This is a genomic window from Streptomyces sp. NPDC017890, from assembly GCF_044328675.1.
Taxonomy (GTDB): domain Bacteria; phylum Actinomycetota; class Actinomycetes; order Streptomycetales; family Streptomycetaceae; genus Streptomyces.
The window spans coordinates 111,156-126,526 of record NZ_JBIRHU010000012.1; the positions used below are offsets into that span (position 1 = coordinate 111,156).

A 15,371-nucleotide genomic window follows, 5' to 3' on the forward strand; every position below is an offset into this window, starting at 1 on the left:
GTGCCGGTGTCGTCTTCCGGGAATGGACAGACGATGGGTATCCCCTGCTCCTCCGGGAGCGTGGGGGAGGGGGTTTCGTGGTTCGTATCCGAGTCCTGGTCGTCGACGATCACCGGATCTTCGCCGAGTCGCTCGCCGCGGCCCTGGCCGCCGAGCCCGACGTCGACGTCTCCGCGGCCGGCAGCGGCCCGGCCGCGCTGCGCTGCCTGGAGCGGGCCGCGGCCGAGGGGCGGCGGTACGACGTGCTGCTCGTCGACGCAGACCTGGGGGGCCACGTGCCCGGCGCACGGCCGGCCGCCGTGCCCGTACGGGACGGCAACGAGGACGGGCTGGTCGACGGCATCTCGCTGGTCGCCGGGGTGCGATCGGGGCAGCCGGGCGTACGGACCGTCGTCCTCGCCGAGAAGGACGACCCCCGGCGGGCGGCCCTCGCGCTGGGAGCCGGCGCCTCCGGGTGGGTGGCCAAGGACTGCTCCCTCTCACGGCTGCTCACCGTCATACGGGGTGTCCTGCGCGACGAGACGCATCTGCCGCCGGCTCTGCTCACCGGCGTCCTGCGCGAACTGACCGCCGCCCGCAAGCACCGCACCGAGAGCGAGCGGCTGGTGGAGTCGCTGACCCCGCGGGAGCGGGAGGTGCTGCGCTGCATGGTCGCCGGGCTCGGACGCAAGGCCGTCGCCGAGCGGCTGTACCTGTCCCCGCACACCGTGCGCACACACATGCAGAACGTCCTGGGCAAGCTGGGCGTCCACTCCACCCTCGCCGCCGTGGCGCTCGCGAGGAGGGCCGGGGTGGGGCCCGCCGACCTAACCGGGGATGTTGTCGAACGGGGCGGTCAGCTGGCGTAGCAGCGCGGCCAGCTCGCTGCGCTGGGCGCGGGAGAGCTCGGCCAGGATGGCGCGCTCCTGGGCGAGCAGGCCCGCCAGCGACTGGTCGGCGCGGTCACGGCCCTCGTCCGTGAGCCGGACCAGGACGCCGCGCCGGTCACTCGGGTCGGGCAGGCGCTCCACCAGGCCCTTCTTGGCCAGGCGGTCGATACGGTTGGTCATCGTGCCCGAGGTGACCAGGGTCTGGGTGAGGAGCTGCCCCGGCGAGAGCTGGTACGGGGTGCCCGCGCGGCGCAGCGCGGTGAGGACGTCGAACTCCCAGGGCTCCAGGTGATGTTCGGAGAAGGCCAGGCGGCGTGCGCGGTCCAGGTGCCGGGCGAGCCTGCTGACCCGGCTCAGCACCTCGAGCGGTTCCACGTCGAGGTCCGGGCGCTCCCGGCGCCACGCTGCGACCAGCCGATCGACCTCGTCCTCCATGACGATCAGTGTAGTGGTTGTGTCGACGTGAAGTCTCTTGACGTCAACTCTCTTGACGTCGAGAGACTGTCCGGGTGACGCTGGGTACCCGTCCCGCACGGACATTCCCCGGAGGCCTCATGCCCGCCACCGCCCTCACCTGGGACCCCGCCCAGTACCTCCGCCACGCCGGCCACCGCGCCCGCCCCTTCACCGACCTCCTCGCCCGCATCCCCGACCTGCCCGGTGACCCGCCCCGCATCGCCGACCTCGGCTGCGGCCCCGGCAACGTCACCGTCCTGCTCGCCGACCGCTGGCCCACCGCCCGCATCACCGGCTACGACAACTCGCCCCAGATGCTCGAACGGGCCCAGGAGTACGCCGGCCCCACACCCGGTGGCGGCCACCTCGACTTCGCCCCCGCCGACGCCCGCACCTGGACCCCCGCCGAGCCGTACGACCTCGTCGTCAGCAACGCCACCCTCCAGTGGGTCCCCCGCCATGCCGAGCGCTTCCCCGACTGGATCGACCGCCTCGCCCCCGGCGGCACCCTCGCCTTCCAGGTACCCGGCAACTACGACGCCCCCAGCCACCGCCTGATGCGCGAACTCGCCCACTCCCCCCGCTGGCGCGAGCGCCTCGCCGGCGTTCTGCGCCACGACGACGCCGTCCTCACCCCCGAGGCCTACCTCGCCCACCTCACCGCCGCCGGCTGCACCGCCGACGTGTGGGAGACGACGTACGTCCACCTGCTGCCCGGCGACGACGCCGTACTGGACTGGGTGAAGGGGACGGGACTGCGGCCCGTACTCACCGCGCTCGACGACGGTCCCGAGGCACGCGACGCGTTCGTCGAGGAGTACCGGACCGTGCTGCGCGCCGCCTACCCCGCCGGGGCGCACGGCACGCCGTTCCCCTTCCGCCGCGTCTTCGCCGTCGCCCGAAAGGGGCGGGAGGAGGGGCCGCCGGACCGGTGACCGGCGGCGCGGCCGGTCACGCCACTCCCTCCGCGACGAGCGCGTCGATGGCGTCCTCGGACAGGCCCAGCTCACCGAGGACGGCACGGGTGTGCTCGCCCAGCGCGGGCACCGCCTCCATGCGGGGCGCGTCACCGGTCGACCCCGGCGGGGCGAGCGCCGGGACGGGACCGGCCGGCGTCGGCACCTGGTGCACACGCCCGCGCGCGGCCAGCTGAGGGTGGTCCCACACCTCGGCGAGCGAGTTCACCCGGGCGCACGCGACCGGCACCGCGCCGAGCAGTCCGAGCGCCTCGGCGCTGGTCAGCTGCGCGAACCGGGCCGCGATCAGCGCGCCCAGCGCCTCCCGGTGCGTGTTGCGGTCCGCGTTGGTGGCGTAGTGCGGGTGACCGGCCAGCTCCGGGCGGTCCAGGAAACCCGTACAGAAACCGCGCCACTCGCGCTCGTTCTGCACCGCCATCATGACGACACCGCCGTCACCCGCCGTGAACGGGCCGTACGGGTAGATCGTCGCGTGCGCGGCGCCCGCCCGGGGCGGCGGCTCGGCGCCGTCGAAGGCGTAGTGGAGCGGAAAGCCCATCCACTCCACGGTGGCCTCCAGCATCGACACGTCCAGGTGCGTGCCCCGCCCCGTCCGACCGCGTTCCAGGAGCGCGCCGAGGATCGAGCTGTACGCGTACATCCCGGCGGCGATGTCCGACACCGGGATGCCCACCTTGGCCATGTCGTCCGGCGTGCCCGTGACGGACAGCAGCCCCGACTCGGACTGCACCATCAGGTCGTACGCCTTGCGGCCCGCGTAGGGGCCGGGTTCGCCGTAGCCGGAGATGTCGCAGACGATCAGCCTCGGGTGCCGGGACCGCAGCTCTTGCGCGCCGAGTCCGGCCCGGGCCGCCGCCCCCGGTGCCAGGTTCTGCAGGAACACGTCGGCGTCCTCGATCAGGCGGTGCAGCACGTCCAGGCCGCGCGGGTCCTTGAAGTCCAGGGTGACGGACTCCTTGTTGCGGTTGGCCCACACGAAGTGCGAGCTCATACCCCGTACACGGCTGTCGTAGGACCGGGCGAAATCACCCGTCCCGGGACGCTCCACCTTGATCACGCGCGCGCCGAGGTCGGCCAGCTGACGGCTGGCGTAGGGAGCGGCGATCGCCTGTTCGAGCGAGACGACGGTGATTCCGCGCAGCGGCTGCATGGGCCTCGGTCTCCGGTACGGTCCTAGCTCTTGCGATGCCCTATCAGCCGCGGCTTCGGCTCCAGGCCGTCCAGCCCGTGCCACGCCAGGTTCACCAGGTGCGCCGCCACCTCCGCCTTCTTCGGACGGCGCACGTCCAGCCACCACTGCCCGGTCAGCGCCACCATGCCGACCAGCGCCTGCGCGTACAGCGGGGCCAGCTTGGCGTCGAAACCGCGGCTCTTGAACTCGCGGCCCAGGATGTCCTCCACCTGGGTGGCGATGTCCGAGATGAGGGAGGCGAAGGAACCCGTCGACTGCGGGATGGGGGAGTCGCGGACCAGGATGCGGAATCCGTCCGTGTACTCCTCGATGTAGTCCAGCAGCGCGAAGGCCGCCTGCTCGCACAGCTCACGCGGATGGCCGGCGGTCAGGGAGCTGGTCACCATGTCCAGCAGCCGCCGCATCTCACGGTCCACCACCACCGCGTACAGCCCCTCCTTGCCGCCGAAGTGCTCGTACACCACCGGCTTGGACACCCCGGCCTTCGCCGCGATCTCCTCCACCGACGTGCCCTCGAAACCCTTCGCCGCGAAGAGGGTGCGACCGATCTCCAGCAACTGCTGGCGGCGCTCGGCACCGGTCATCCGGGTGCGACGCGCGCGCCGGGGCTTCTCATTGCTCGGGGTGCTGCTGGAGTCGGTCGCCACGCCGACCATCATGCCGCCTCGACGGTTTCCTTCCGGCGGCGGGAGGAATCTTGGTCCGTGTTGCGGCGGGAATCGATACGCGAGCGTGACGGCCACCGCACGTCGTACGCCCACCCGAACTGCTCGAACCAGCGGATCAGACGGGCGGAGGAGTCCAGCTGGCCGCGCATCACGCCGTGCCGCGCCGACGTCGGGTCGGCGTGGTGCAGGTTGTGCCAGGACTCACCGCAGGACAGGACCGCCAGCCACCACACGTTGCCCGAACGGTCCCGCGACTTGAACGGACGCTTGCCGACCGCGTGGCAGATCGAGTTGATCGACCACGTCACGTGGTGCAGCAGCGCCACCCGGACGAGTGAACCCCAGAAGAAGCCGGTGAACGCCCCCCACCAGGACATCGTGACCAGGCCGCCGATCAGCGCCGGCAGGGCCAGGGACAGCGCCGTCCACAGGACGAACTGACGGGAGATCGCACGGAGCGCCGGATCCTTGATCAGGTCCGGCGCGTACTTGTCCTGCGGGGTCTGCTCCTCATCGAACATCCATGCGATGTGGGCCCACCACAGGCCCTTCATCAGGGCCGGCACCGTCTCGCCGTACCGCCACGGCGAATGCGGGTCACCCTCGTCGTCGGAGAACTTGTGGTGCTTGCGGTGATCGGCCACCCAGCGGACCAGCGGCCCCTCGACCGCCATCGAACCCGCGATCGCCAACGCGATCTTCAACGGCCGCTTCGCCTTGAAGGAACCATGGGTGAAGTGACGGTGGAAGCCGATGGTGATGCCGTGGCAGCCCAGGAAGTAGAAGAAGACCAGCAGACCCAGGTCCAGCCAGCTCACGCCCCACCCCCACGCCAGCGGCACCGCCGCCACCAGCGCGAGGAACGGAACGGTGATGAACATCAGCAGCGTGATCTGTTCGAGTGACCGCTTCTGCTCACCGCCCAGCGTGGCGGAGGGCGCGGCGGCGCCGCCCTCGGGGGGCGGCTGCGGAGCTTCTGGGATCACATCGGAACTCGTGGTCATGCGCGTCCCCTGTGGGGTCGAAGGTGGGGGTCGGGGGGTTGTGTCCGGTGCCGGGCTTCGGAAACCACGCACAGTGTTCCTACGGTTCCGTAACCTACGGCGACGTAAGTATGGCAGCGCGTTGCCGCGCGGCAAGAGCCCGAGAGCCTGCGCGTCCTGGCCGACACCTATCCTGGAGTCGGTCGGACAGCGCGGTCCGCTCTGATTTCTTCCCGGACGTCCGGCCCGGTAAGCGGCTCCCGCCGCGCGAGACGGCCGTCCGGGTTCCCTCCCAGACGAGCTTCAACACTGCAAGGAGCCGCACCTGTGAGCAGTGCCGACGACCAGACCACCACGACGACCAGCAGCGAACTGCGCGCCGACATCCGCCGGCTGGGTGATCTCCTCGGGGAGACCCTCGTCAGGCAGGAAGGCCCCGAGCTGCTGGAACTCGTCGAGAAGGTACGCCGACTCACCCGAGAGGACGGCGAGGCCGCCGCGGAACTGCTGCGCGGCACCGAGCTGCAGACCGCGGCCAAGCTGGTCCGCGCCTTCTCCACCTACTTCCACCTCGCCAACGTCACCGAGCAGGTCCACCGCGGCCGAGAACTGGGCGCCAAGCGCGCCGCCGAGGGCGGACTGCTCGCCCGCACGGCCGACCGCCTGAAGGACGCCGACCCCGAGCACCTGCGCGACACCGTCCGCAACCTCAACGTCCGGCCCGTCTTCACCGCACACCCCACCGAGGCCGCCCGCCGCTCCGTCCTCAACAAGCTGCGCCGCATCGCCGCCCTCCTGGACACCCCGGTCATCGAATCCGACCGGCGCCGCCTCGACACCCGCCTCGCCGAGAACATCGACCTCATCTGGCAGACCGACGAGCTGCGCGTGGTCCGCCCGGAGCCCGCCGACGAGGCCCGCAACGCCATCTACTACCTGGACGAGCTGCACGCGGGCGCCGTCGGCGACGTCCTGGAGGACCTCACGGCGGAGCTGGAGCGCGCCGGCGTCAAGCTCCCCGACGACACCCGCCCGCTCACCTTCGGCACCTGGATCGGCGGCGACCGCGACGGCAACCCCAACGTCACCCCCCAGGTCACCTGGGACGTCCTCATCCTCCAGCACGAACACGGCATCAACGACGCCCTGGAGATGATCGACGAGCTGCGCGGCTTCCTCTCCAACTCCATCCGCTACGCCGGCGCCACCGAGGAACTCCTGGCCTCGCTCCAGACCGACCTGGAACTCCTCCCCGAGATCAGCCCCCGCTACAAGCGTCTCAACGCCGAGGAGCCCTACCGCCTCAAGGCCACCTGCATCCGGCAGAAGCTGGAGAACACCAAGCAGCGCCTCGCCAAGGGCACCCCCCACGAGGCAGGCCGCGACTACCTCGGCACCGCCCAGCTCCTGGACGACCTGCGGCTCGTCCAGACCTCCCTGCGCGAACACCGCGGCAGCCTCTTCGCCGACGGCCGCCTCGCCCGCACCATCCGCACCCTCGCCGCCTTCGGCCTCCAGCTCGCCACCATGGACGTCCGCGAACACGCCGACGCCCACCACCACGCCCTCGGCCAGCTCTTCGACCGGCTCGGCGAGGAATCCTGGCGCTACGCCGACATGCCCCGCGAGTACCGCGCCAAGCTCCTCGCCAAGGAACTGCGGTCCCGGCGACCGCTGGCCCCCACCCCGGCACCCGTCGACGCCGCCGGCGAGAAGACCCTCGGCGTCTTCCAGACCGTCAAGCGCGCCCTGGAAGTCTTCGGCCCCGAGGTCATCGAGTCCTACATCATCTCCATGTGCCAGGGCGCCGACGACGTCTTCGCCGCGGCGGTCCTCGCCCGCGAGGCAGGCCTCATCGACCTGCACGCCGGCTGGGCCAAGATCGGCATCGTGCCGCTCCTGGAGACCACCGACGAACTCAAGGCCGCCGACACCATCCTCGAGGACCTCCTCGCCGACCCCTCCTACCGGCGCCTGGTCGCCCTGCGCGGCGACGTACAGGAGGTCATGCTCGGCTACTCGGACTCCTCCAAGTTCGGCGGCATCACCACCTCGCAGTGGGAGATCCACCGCGCCCAGCGCCGCCTGCGCGACGTCGCCCACCGCTACGGCGTACGCCTGCGTCTCTTCCACGGCCGCGGCGGCACCGTCGGCCGCGGCGGCGGCCCCACCCACGACGCGATCCTCGCCCAGCCCTGGGGCACCCTGGAGGGCGAGATCAAGGTCACCGAGCAGGGCGAGGTCATCTCCGACAAGTACCTCATCCCCGCCCTGGCCAGGGAGAACCTGGAACTGACGGTCGCCGCCACCCTCCAGGCCTCCGCCCTGCACACCGCACCCCGCCAGTCCGACGAGGCCCTCGCCCGCTGGGACGCCGCCATGGACGCCGTCTCCGACGCGGCCCACACGGCCTACCGCGAGCTGGTCGAGGACCCCGACCTGCCGACGTACTTCCTGGCCTCCACGCCGGTCGACCAGCTCGCCGACCTGCACCTGGGCTCGCGGCCCTCCCGCCGCCCCGGCTCGGGCGTCTCGCTCGACGGACTGCGCGCCATCCCGTGGGTGTTCGGCTGGACCCAGTCCCGGCAGATCGTCCCCGGCTGGTACGGAGTCGGCTCCGGCCTCAAGGCCCTGCGCGAGGCCGGCCTCGACACCGTCCTCGACGAGATGCACCAGCAGTGGCACTTCTTCCGCAACTTCATCTCCAACGTCGAGATGACCCTCGCCAAGACCGACCTGCGCATCGCCCAGCACTACGTCGACACCCTCGTCCCCGACGAGCTCAAGCACGTCTTCGACCGGATCAAGGCCGAGCACGAGCTCACCGTCGCCGAAGTCCTGCGCGTCACCGGCGAGACCGAACTGCTCGACGCCGACCCCGTCCTGAAGCAGACGTTCACCATCCGCGACGCCTACCTGGACCCCATCTCCTACCTCCAGGTGGCCCTCCTCGGCCGCCAGCGCGAAGCCGCCGCCGCCGGCGAGGAAGCCGACCCGCTGCTCGCCCGAGCCCTGCTCCTCACGGTCAACGGCGTCGCCGCGGGCCTGCGCAACACCGGCTGACCCGGAACCGCCGCCCCGCACATGCCGGTGCCCCCGCGCTCACCACGTGAGCACGGGGGCACCGGCACATCCGGGGGCACCGGCGCATCCGGGCGCACCGGCACATCCGGGCGCGTCGGGGCTCACACCACGAAGAACGCCGCCGTCAGCAACGCGCCACCCGCGCCGGCCATCACCCACGCCGCCCGCGTCCGCCGCAGACCACCCGCCACCACCACCGACGCCAGCAGCAGCGCACCACCCAACGGCACCCACGCGTACAGCACCCCGGCCGGACCCGACCGCACCACACTCTCACCGTCGGGCTTCACCACCACCGAGTACGTCCGCCCCTTCGCCAAGGCGACCGAATCCTCGATGACCACCCGCTCCCGCGCCTGCGACCCCGTGGACACCGGCGCGTACGGACCACTGCACGAACCCCCGCCGCACCGCGTCACCTCGACCGTGCCCTGCTCCCGCCCCTTGGTCAGCAGCACGTGCTGCGCCGTACCCCAGGACGCCCACACCCCCGCGATCAGGATCAGCGCGGTGACCGCCCCCATCGCCGCGACCCGGCCGAACCGCAGCACCGCACGCGAGGCCTGACGGGAGCGGGCGGCGACGGCGACGGCGGCAGGGGCTGAGGCAGGCATGGCCGGGATCATTGGCCATACCCGCGCGCCCGGTCAACTCGCCCGCGCACCATCGACGGACAAGTCGGGAGTTGTACAGCGGGCAACACGCGTCAGGAGTCGAGCGGGCGACACGCGTCAGGAGTTGTACGCGCTCTGCGCCCGCTCCAGCCCCTCGATCACCAGCGCCTCCACCGCGTCCGCGGCACGGTCCACGAAGTAGTCCAGCTCCTTGCGCTCCGTCGACGAGAAGTCCCGCAGCACGAAGTCCGCCACCTGCATCCGCCCCGGCGGCCGGCCGATCCCGAACCGCACCCGGTGGTAGTCGGCGCCCAACGCCTTCGTGATCGACTTCAGCCCGTTGTGCCCGTTGTCCCCGCCGCCCAGCTTCAGCCGCAGCACGCCGTAGTCGATGTCCAGCTCGTCGTGGACCGCCACGATGTGGGAGACCGGCACCTTGTAGAAGTCCCGCAGCGCCGTCACCGGCCCACCCGACACGTTCATGAACGACATCGGCTTCGCCAGGACCACCCGCCGGCCGGCCGGCCCGGGCGGCCCGATCCGCCCCTCGACCACCTGCGCCTGCGCCTTGCCGTGCCGCTTGAACCGCGCCCCGATCCGCTCCGCCAGCAGATCCGCCACCATGAAACCGACGTTGTGCCGGTTCGAGGCGTACTCGGGGCCCGGGTTGCCGAGACCGGCCACCAGCCAGGGCGCACCCGCGTCCGTCGTCACGTCCGTGTCTCCTTCGTATCCTTCGGACCCGTCACCTGCATACGCGTCGGCCGCTGCCCCGCACGGGAGCAGCGGCCGACCACACGTTGACCGTAGGGGATCAGGCCTCGGCGGCCTCGCTGCCACCCTCGGCGGGGGCCTCCTCGGCCTGCGCCGACAGCACCTGCAGGACGACGGTGTCGTCCTCGACGGCCAGCTTCACACCGGACGGCAGCGCGATGTCCTTGGCGAGGACCGAGGCACCGGCCTCCAGACCCGCCACCGACACGGTCACCTGCTGCGGGATGTGCGTGGCCTCGGCCTCGACCGGCAGCGCGTCCAGGACGTACTCCAGCAGGAAGCCACCCGGGGCCAGCTCGCCCTCGGCCTGCACCGGGATCTCGACCGACACGGTCTCGCCGCGCGTCACCAGCTGCAGGTCGACGTGCTCCAGGAAGCCCTTGATCGGGTCACGCTGGACCGACTTCGGGATCGCCAGCTCGTTGGTCTTGCCGTCGATGTCCAGCGCGATCAGCACGTTGGAGGTACGCAGCGCGAGCAGCAGCTCGTGGCCCGGCAGGGTCAGGTGGATCGGGTCCGAACCGTGACCGTACAGAACACCCGGGACCTTGTTGTCGCGGCGGATACGACGGGCGGCACCCTTGCCGAACTCGGTGCGCGTCTCGACGGTGAGCTTTACCTCAGCCATGATCACTCCTCGTGAAATCAGAACGGACGTGGTCACCCGGCCACGAACGGCCTGCTACGAAGAGCGCGTCGATAACGGACCGCCACACCCGTGAAACGGGTACGGCCTCCCTCGCCGAGCAACTTCAGCAGTCTACTCGGAGAGGGAGGCCGCACCCAAAACGATCTACGTGAAACGATCTTGCAGAACGGTTACTGCACGACGCTCACTGCTCGTCGAACAGGCTCGTCACCGAACCGTCCTCGAACACCTCACGCACCGCACGCGCGATCGTCGGCGCGATCGACAGCACCGTGATCTTGTCCAGCTCCAGCTCGTTCGGCGTCGGCAGCGTGTTCGTGAACACGAACTCACTCACCTTCGAGTTCTTCAGCCGGTCCGCCGCCGGACCCGACAGCACACCGTGCGTCGCCGTCACGATGACGTCCTCCGCACCGTGCGCGAACAGCGCGTCCGCCGCCGCACAGATCGTGCCACCCGTATCGATCATGTCGTCCACCAGGACGCAGATCCGGCCCTCCACCGAACCGACGACCTCGTGCACCGTCACCTGGTTCGCCACGTCCTTGTCACGCCGCTTGTGCACGATCGCCAGCGGCGCACCCAGCCGGTCGCACCACCGGTCCGCCACCCGCACCCGGCCCGCGTCCGGAGACACCACCGTCAGCTTCGACCGGTCCACCTTCGCACCCACGTAGTCCGCGAGCAGCGGCAGCGCGAACAGGTGGTCCACCGGACCGTCGAAGAAGCCCTGGATCTGGTCCGTGTGCAGATCCACGGTCAGAATCCGGTCGGCCCCCGCCGTCTTCATCAGATCGGCGATCAGACGCGCCGAGATCGGTTCACGCCCCCGGTGCTTCTTGTCCTGCCGCGCGTAACCGTAGAACGGCACGATGACCGTGATGGAGCGGGCCGACGCGCGCTTCAGCGCATCGATCATGATCAACTGCTCCATGACCCACTTGTTGATCGGAGCCGTGTGGCTCTGGATCAAAAAGCAGTCCGCACCACGCGCCGACTCCTGATACCGCACATAGATCTCGCCGTTCGCGAAGTCGAAGGCCTTCGTCGGGACGACCCCGACACCCAACTGCTGGGCGACCTCCTCGGCAAGCTCGGGGTGGGCGCGGCCGGAGAAGAACATCAACTTCTTCTCGCCGGTCGTCTTGATCCCGGTCACAGCACTTTCTCCTCAGAGGTTTCGCAGCTGAACGTCACAGGGCGCTCTTCCGGCTGGGTGCGGGAGGCGTCTCAGCTGGTGGGGTGCGGATGTGCACTTATCACGGTACGCCGTGTTCGACGCGCCGGTTTCCGGTCAGCCTTCGCCGCCGGCCTCCCGGGACACCGCCTCGGCCGCCTTCGCCGCCGCGCTCCCCGGACGCTTCCGAGCCACCCAACCCTCGATATTCCGCTGCTGGCCCCGGGCCACGGCCAGTGAACCGGGCGGCACATCCTTCGTGATCACCGACCCGGCGGCGGTGTAGGCACCGTCCCCGACCGTGACAGGAGCCACAAACATGTTGTCCGAACCCGTACGGCAGTGCGAGCCGATGGTGGTGTGGTGCTTGTCCTGCCCGTCGTAGTTCACGAACACGCTCGCGGCACCGATGTTGGAGTACTCGCCGATCGTCGCGTCACCCACGTACGACAGGTGCGGAACCTTCGTCCCCTCACCGATCGACGCGTTCTTCGTCTCGACGTACGTACCGACCTTCGCCTTCGACCCCAGCCGGGTACCGGGACGCAGGTACGCGTACGGACCCACGGTCGCCTCGGCGCCCACCTCCGCACCGAAAGAGACCGTGTTGTCCACGCGGGCGCCCGCACCCACGCGCGTGTCGGTGAGCCGGGAGTTCGGCCCCACCTCGCAGCCCTCGGACAGGTGCGTCGAGCCGTGCAGCTGCGTACCCGGGTGGACCACCACGTCCTGCTCGAACGTCACCGTCACATCGACCCACGTCGTCGCCGGGTCCACCACCGTCACACCGGCCAGCATCGCGCCGGTCAGCAGCCGGTCGTTGAGAATCCGCCGGGCCTCGGCGAGCTGCACCCGGTTGTTGATCCCCGCGATCTCCCGGTGGTCGCCGGCCACCGAAGCACCCACCCGGTGCCCGGCCTCACGCAGGATCCCGAGCACGTCGGTGAGGTACTCCTCGCCCTGGCTGTTGTCCGTCCGCACCTTCCCCAGCGCGTCCGCGAGCAGCTGCCCGTCGAAGGCGAACACACCCGAGTTGATCTCACGGATCGCCCGCTGCGACTCCGAGGCGTCCTTGTGCTCCACGATCGCCGTCACCGCACCGGAAGCCCCGTCCCGCACGATCCGGCCGTACCCCGTCGCGTCCGGCACCTCCGCCGTCAGCACCGTCACGGCGTTCCCGTCGGCGGTGTGGGTGGCGGCGAGCGCCCGCAGCGTCCCGCCGGACAGCAGCGGAGTGTCACCGCAGACGACCACGACCGTGCCGTCCACGGCACCGCCCAGCGCCTCCAGCCCCATCCGCACCGCGTGCCCGGTGCCGTTCTGCTGCTCCTGCACGGCGGTGCGTACGTCGGGGGCGACCTCGGCGAGGTGCGCGGTGACCTTCTCACGGGCGTGCCCGACGACGACGACCAGGTCCTTGGGGTCCAGCTCACCGGCGGCGGCGAGCACGTGCCCCACGAGGGACCGGCCGCACAGCTCGTGCAGGACCTTGGGTGTGGCCGACTTCATACGGGTGCCCTCACCCGCTGCGAGAACGACGACGGCGGCCGGGCGAATGGCGCTCACGGGATGCCCTTCGGCTGAGGGGGTGGGGGTGGACATCCGCAGGATACCGGGGTGGTTTGGGGGGGACATGAGTGCGGGCCCTGACGGTGGCGTCAGGGCCCGAACAAGAGCTCCCCCATCAGGATTTGAACCTGAACTTAAGGGACCAAAACCCTCAGTGCTGCCTGATTACACCATGGGGGATAAAACTCGACTGAACCGGACATTCGGTTAGGTCGCCGAGTCGGCACCCAACACTATGCCGTACCAGGAGCCTTCGACGCGACGGTACAGGTCGCCGTCTTGCGGTGGGCGCCGCGGTCGGCGAGGGCGGGCCCGGTCATACCGTTCGGTCGGAACGTTCGGCCGGAATTCTTGCTTCCGGAGGGGGCGTCGCAGGGTTCGCCGGTTCGAGGCGTATCGCGTCGTATCGCTTGTCGAAAGTCGCCGGAAATGTGCCGCCCGCCGCCCGTAGGCTGGAGGGTATGACCACGACGGGGGAAGAACACGTACCGGCCCGGGGTGGGCCTTGGTGGTGGGACAGGCGGCGCGGTGCGGTGCTCGATGTGAGCCTCGGTGTCGTGTCCGCGTTGGAGTGCGCGGCGGAGGGGTTTCCGTTCGCGCGGGATGCCGGGATTCCGTGGGCGGCGGGGGTCGTCTTCGGGTTGCTGGCCGGTTCGGTGCTGGTGGTGCGACGGAAGTGGCCGATCGCGGTGGTGCTGGTGGCGATCGCCATCACGCCCGCGCAGATGGGCCTTCTGATGGGCATCGTCGGGCTGTACACGCTGGCGGCGTCCGAGTTGCCGCGGCGGATCATCGGTGCGCTGGCCGGGATGTCGTTGCTGGGGACGTTGATCGTGACGTTCGTCCGGCTGGGGCAGGACGCGTCGCAGGAGGAGATGCACTTCGGGGACTGGTTCCTGCCGTTCGCGTCGATCACGATGTCGCTGGGGGCGACCGCGCCGCCGTTGCTGCTGGGCCTGTATGTGGGGCAGCGACGGCGGTTGATGGAGAGTCTGCGGGAGCGGGCGGACAGTCTGGAGCGGGAGTTGCAGTTGCTCGCCGAGCGTGCGGAGGAGCGCGCGGAGTGGGCGCGGGGTGAGGAGCGGACGCGGATCGCGCGGGAGATGCACGACGTGGTGGCGCACCGGGTGAGTCTGATGGTGGTGCACGCGGCGGCGTTGCAGGCGGTGGCGCGGAAGGATCCGGAGAAGGCGGTGAAGAACGCCGCGCTGGTGGGGGACATGGGGCGGCAGGCGTTGACGGAGTTGCGGGAGATGCTCGGGGTGCTGCGCAGTGGTGGGGGTGGGGTGCGTGCGGAGCGGGCGTCGGTGCCGTTGGCGGCGGTGGGGGCGGCCGCGGCGGCGGCGGCTTCGCGTGCTGTGGAGGGCGGGGAGGCGTCGGTGGACGGGCCGTGGTTGTCCGAGCTGGACGAGTTGATCGGGCAGTCGGAGGCGGCCGGGATGGTCGTGAATCTGTCGGTGGAGGGGGAGGGGCGGTCGTACGCGGTGGAGGTGGAGTCGACGGCGTTCCGGGTGGTGCAGGAGGCGTTGACGAACGTGCACAAGCACGCGGCGGGTGCGAAGACGTATGTGCGGCTGGCGCATCGGGTGTCGGAGATCGCGATGCAGGTGGAGAACGAGCCGCCGCCGGAGGTGTCGCATGCCTCGTCGGCGCGGTTGCCGTCGGGGGGCAACGGGCTGGTGGGGATGAAGGAGCGGGTGGCCGCTCTGGGGGGTGTGTTCGTGTCGGGGCCGACGGATGCGGGGGGTTTCCGGGTGTCGGCGGTGATTCCGGCTTCGTAGCCGTGTCGGCGGGGTCGGTCAGGCTGTGGTGAGGCGGGTCGGCTGGGTGCCGGCGACGAGGGTGGCGAGGGCTTGGTCGATGTCGGGGCCGAGGTACCAGTCGCCGGTGTGGTCGAGGGCGTAGACGCGGCCTTCGGTGTCGATGGCGATGAGGGTGTGGCTGTCGGTCTCGGTGCCGAGGGGGCAGGTCTGGGTGCCCAGGGCGCGGCCGAGGTCGCCGAGGGTGCGGGCCATGTGGAGGCCGTGCAGGGGGTCGAGGTGCAGGGTGGCGGGGGCGATCTGGCGGCCGGGTCCGGTGGGGGCGATGTGGAGGCCGCCGAATTCGGCCCAGGCTTCCACCGCGGCGGGGAAGACGGTGTGCCGGTGTCCTGCGGGTGAGGTGTGTCCGCGCAGGGTGTCGGCCCAGATCTCGGCCTGCTTGATGTCCCAGCGTCCGGGTTGCCAGCCGGCGTCGCGCAGGGCGGCGTCGACGGGGACGGGGAAGCGGGTGGTGGAGGTGCGGTCGGCGTGCATCTGCCCTTGGTTCGTTTCGGTCGGCTCGGTGGTGCTGTGCGGGTGCGGGCGGTTGTCGTCGGGGT

The 15,371-nt window shown here is 70.7% G+C and carries 14 protein-coding genes; 4 read left to right on the forward strand and 10 right to left on the reverse strand.

What is annotated here, in order from left to right:
• The first annotated feature begins 77 nt into the window (after nt 1-77).
• Nucleotides 78-848 carry a LuxR C-terminal-related transcriptional regulator gene (locus ACH4F2_RS17735; RefSeq protein ID WP_398133619.1) on the forward strand — a complete coding sequence of 257 codons (771 nt, stop codon included), beginning with the start codon at nt 78-80 and terminating at the stop codon, nt 846-848.
• Here the strand turns inward: ACH4F2_RS17735 and tamR are convergent.
• Entirely contained in the window at nt 807-1,304 is a 498-nt protein-coding gene (gene tamR / locus ACH4F2_RS17740; protein WP_398133620.1) for a MarR family transcriptional regulator TamR, read from the reverse strand. The genes ACH4F2_RS17735 and tamR overlap by 42 nt on opposite strands.
• Before the next feature lie 119 nt (nt 1,305-1,423).
• Here tamR and ACH4F2_RS17745 point away from each other — a divergent pair, with 119 nt between their 5' ends.
• Complete coding sequence (locus ACH4F2_RS17745) at nt 1,424-2,260, forward strand: trans-aconitate 2-methyltransferase (protein ID WP_398133621.1); 837 nt, start codon at nt 1,424-1,426, stop codon at nt 2,258-2,260.
• 16 nt (nt 2,261-2,276) lie between these two features.
• Here the strand turns inward: ACH4F2_RS17745 and ACH4F2_RS17750 are convergent, their stop codons facing one another.
• From ACH4F2_RS17750 to ACH4F2_RS17760, 3 genes are read right to left on the reverse strand one after another with little or no spacing between them, the layout of a single operon-like run.
• Complete coding sequence (locus ACH4F2_RS17750) at nt 2,277-3,452, reverse strand: CaiB/BaiF CoA transferase family protein (RefSeq protein WP_398133622.1); 1,176 nt, start codon at nt 3,450-3,452, stop codon at nt 2,277-2,279.
• 23 nt (nt 3,453-3,475) lie between these two features.
• A complete protein-coding gene (locus tag ACH4F2_RS17755; RefSeq protein WP_398133623.1) occupies nt 3,476-4,153 on the reverse strand; it encodes a TetR family transcriptional regulator in 678 nt (225 codons plus the stop codon).
• The gene (locus ACH4F2_RS17760; RefSeq protein WP_398133624.1) at nt 4,150-5,166 is read right to left on the reverse strand and encodes an acyl-CoA desaturase; all 1,017 of its coding nucleotides are present in this window, start codon (nt 5,164-5,166) and stop codon (nt 4,150-4,152) included. Before ACH4F2_RS17760 ends, ACH4F2_RS17755 begins: the two co-directional genes overlap by 4 nt.
• Nucleotides 5,167-5,472: 306 nt before the next feature.
• On the opposite strand from ACH4F2_RS17760, the gene ppc reads away from it, so the two are divergent.
• On the forward strand, nt 5,473-8,208 hold the full coding sequence (gene ppc / locus ACH4F2_RS17765) for a phosphoenolpyruvate carboxylase (RefSeq protein WP_398133625.1): 2,736 nt from the start codon (nt 5,473-5,475) through the stop codon (nt 8,206-8,208).
• Nucleotides 8,209-8,330: 122 nt separating this feature from the next.
• Here ppc and ACH4F2_RS17770 read toward each other — a convergent pair whose 3' ends face one another.
• From ACH4F2_RS17770 to glmU, 5 genes are all read right to left on the reverse strand, one after another.
• A complete protein-coding gene (locus ACH4F2_RS17770) occupies nt 8,331-8,855 on the reverse strand; it encodes a hypothetical protein (protein WP_398133626.1) in 525 nt (174 codons plus the stop codon).
• A gap of 105 nt (nt 8,856-8,960) precedes the next feature.
• Nucleotides 8,961-9,557, reverse strand: a complete 597-nt coding sequence (pth, locus tag ACH4F2_RS17775; RefSeq protein WP_398133627.1) for an aminoacyl-tRNA hydrolase — start codon at nt 9,555-9,557, stop codon at nt 8,961-8,963.
• Between the two features lie 100 nt (nt 9,558-9,657).
• Entirely contained in the window at nt 9,658-10,245 is a 588-nt protein-coding gene (locus tag ACH4F2_RS17780) for a 50S ribosomal protein L25/general stress protein Ctc (RefSeq protein WP_398133628.1), read from the reverse strand.
• A gap of 205 nt (nt 10,246-10,450) precedes the next feature.
• On the reverse strand, nt 10,451-11,425 hold the full coding sequence (locus tag ACH4F2_RS17785; RefSeq protein WP_398133629.1) for a ribose-phosphate diphosphokinase: 975 nt from the start codon (nt 11,423-11,425) through the stop codon (nt 10,451-10,453).
• Between the two features lie 135 nt (nt 11,426-11,560).
• Nucleotides 11,561-13,009: a bifunctional UDP-N-acetylglucosamine diphosphorylase/glucosamine-1-phosphate N-acetyltransferase GlmU gene (gene glmU, locus ACH4F2_RS17790; RefSeq protein WP_398133630.1), complete on the reverse strand. Its 1,449-nt coding sequence runs from the start codon at nt 13,007-13,009 to the stop codon at nt 11,561-11,563.
• A 464-nt stretch (nt 13,010-13,473) separates the two neighbouring features.
• Between glmU and ACH4F2_RS17795 the strand changes: the two genes are divergently transcribed.
• Nucleotides 13,474-14,793, forward strand: coding sequence for a histidine kinase (locus ACH4F2_RS17795; RefSeq protein ID WP_398133726.1), 1,320 nt, complete (start codon nt 13,474-13,476; stop codon nt 14,791-14,793).
• A gap of 18 nt (nt 14,794-14,811) precedes the next feature.
• On the opposite strand, the gene ACH4F2_RS17800 is transcribed toward ACH4F2_RS17795, so the two are convergent.
• The gene (locus tag ACH4F2_RS17800; RefSeq protein ID WP_398133631.1) at nt 14,812-15,306 is read right to left on the reverse strand and encodes an SUKH-3 domain-containing protein; all 495 of its coding nucleotides are present in this window, start codon (nt 15,304-15,306) and stop codon (nt 14,812-14,814) included.
• Between the last annotated feature and the right edge of the window lie 65 nt (nt 15,307-15,371).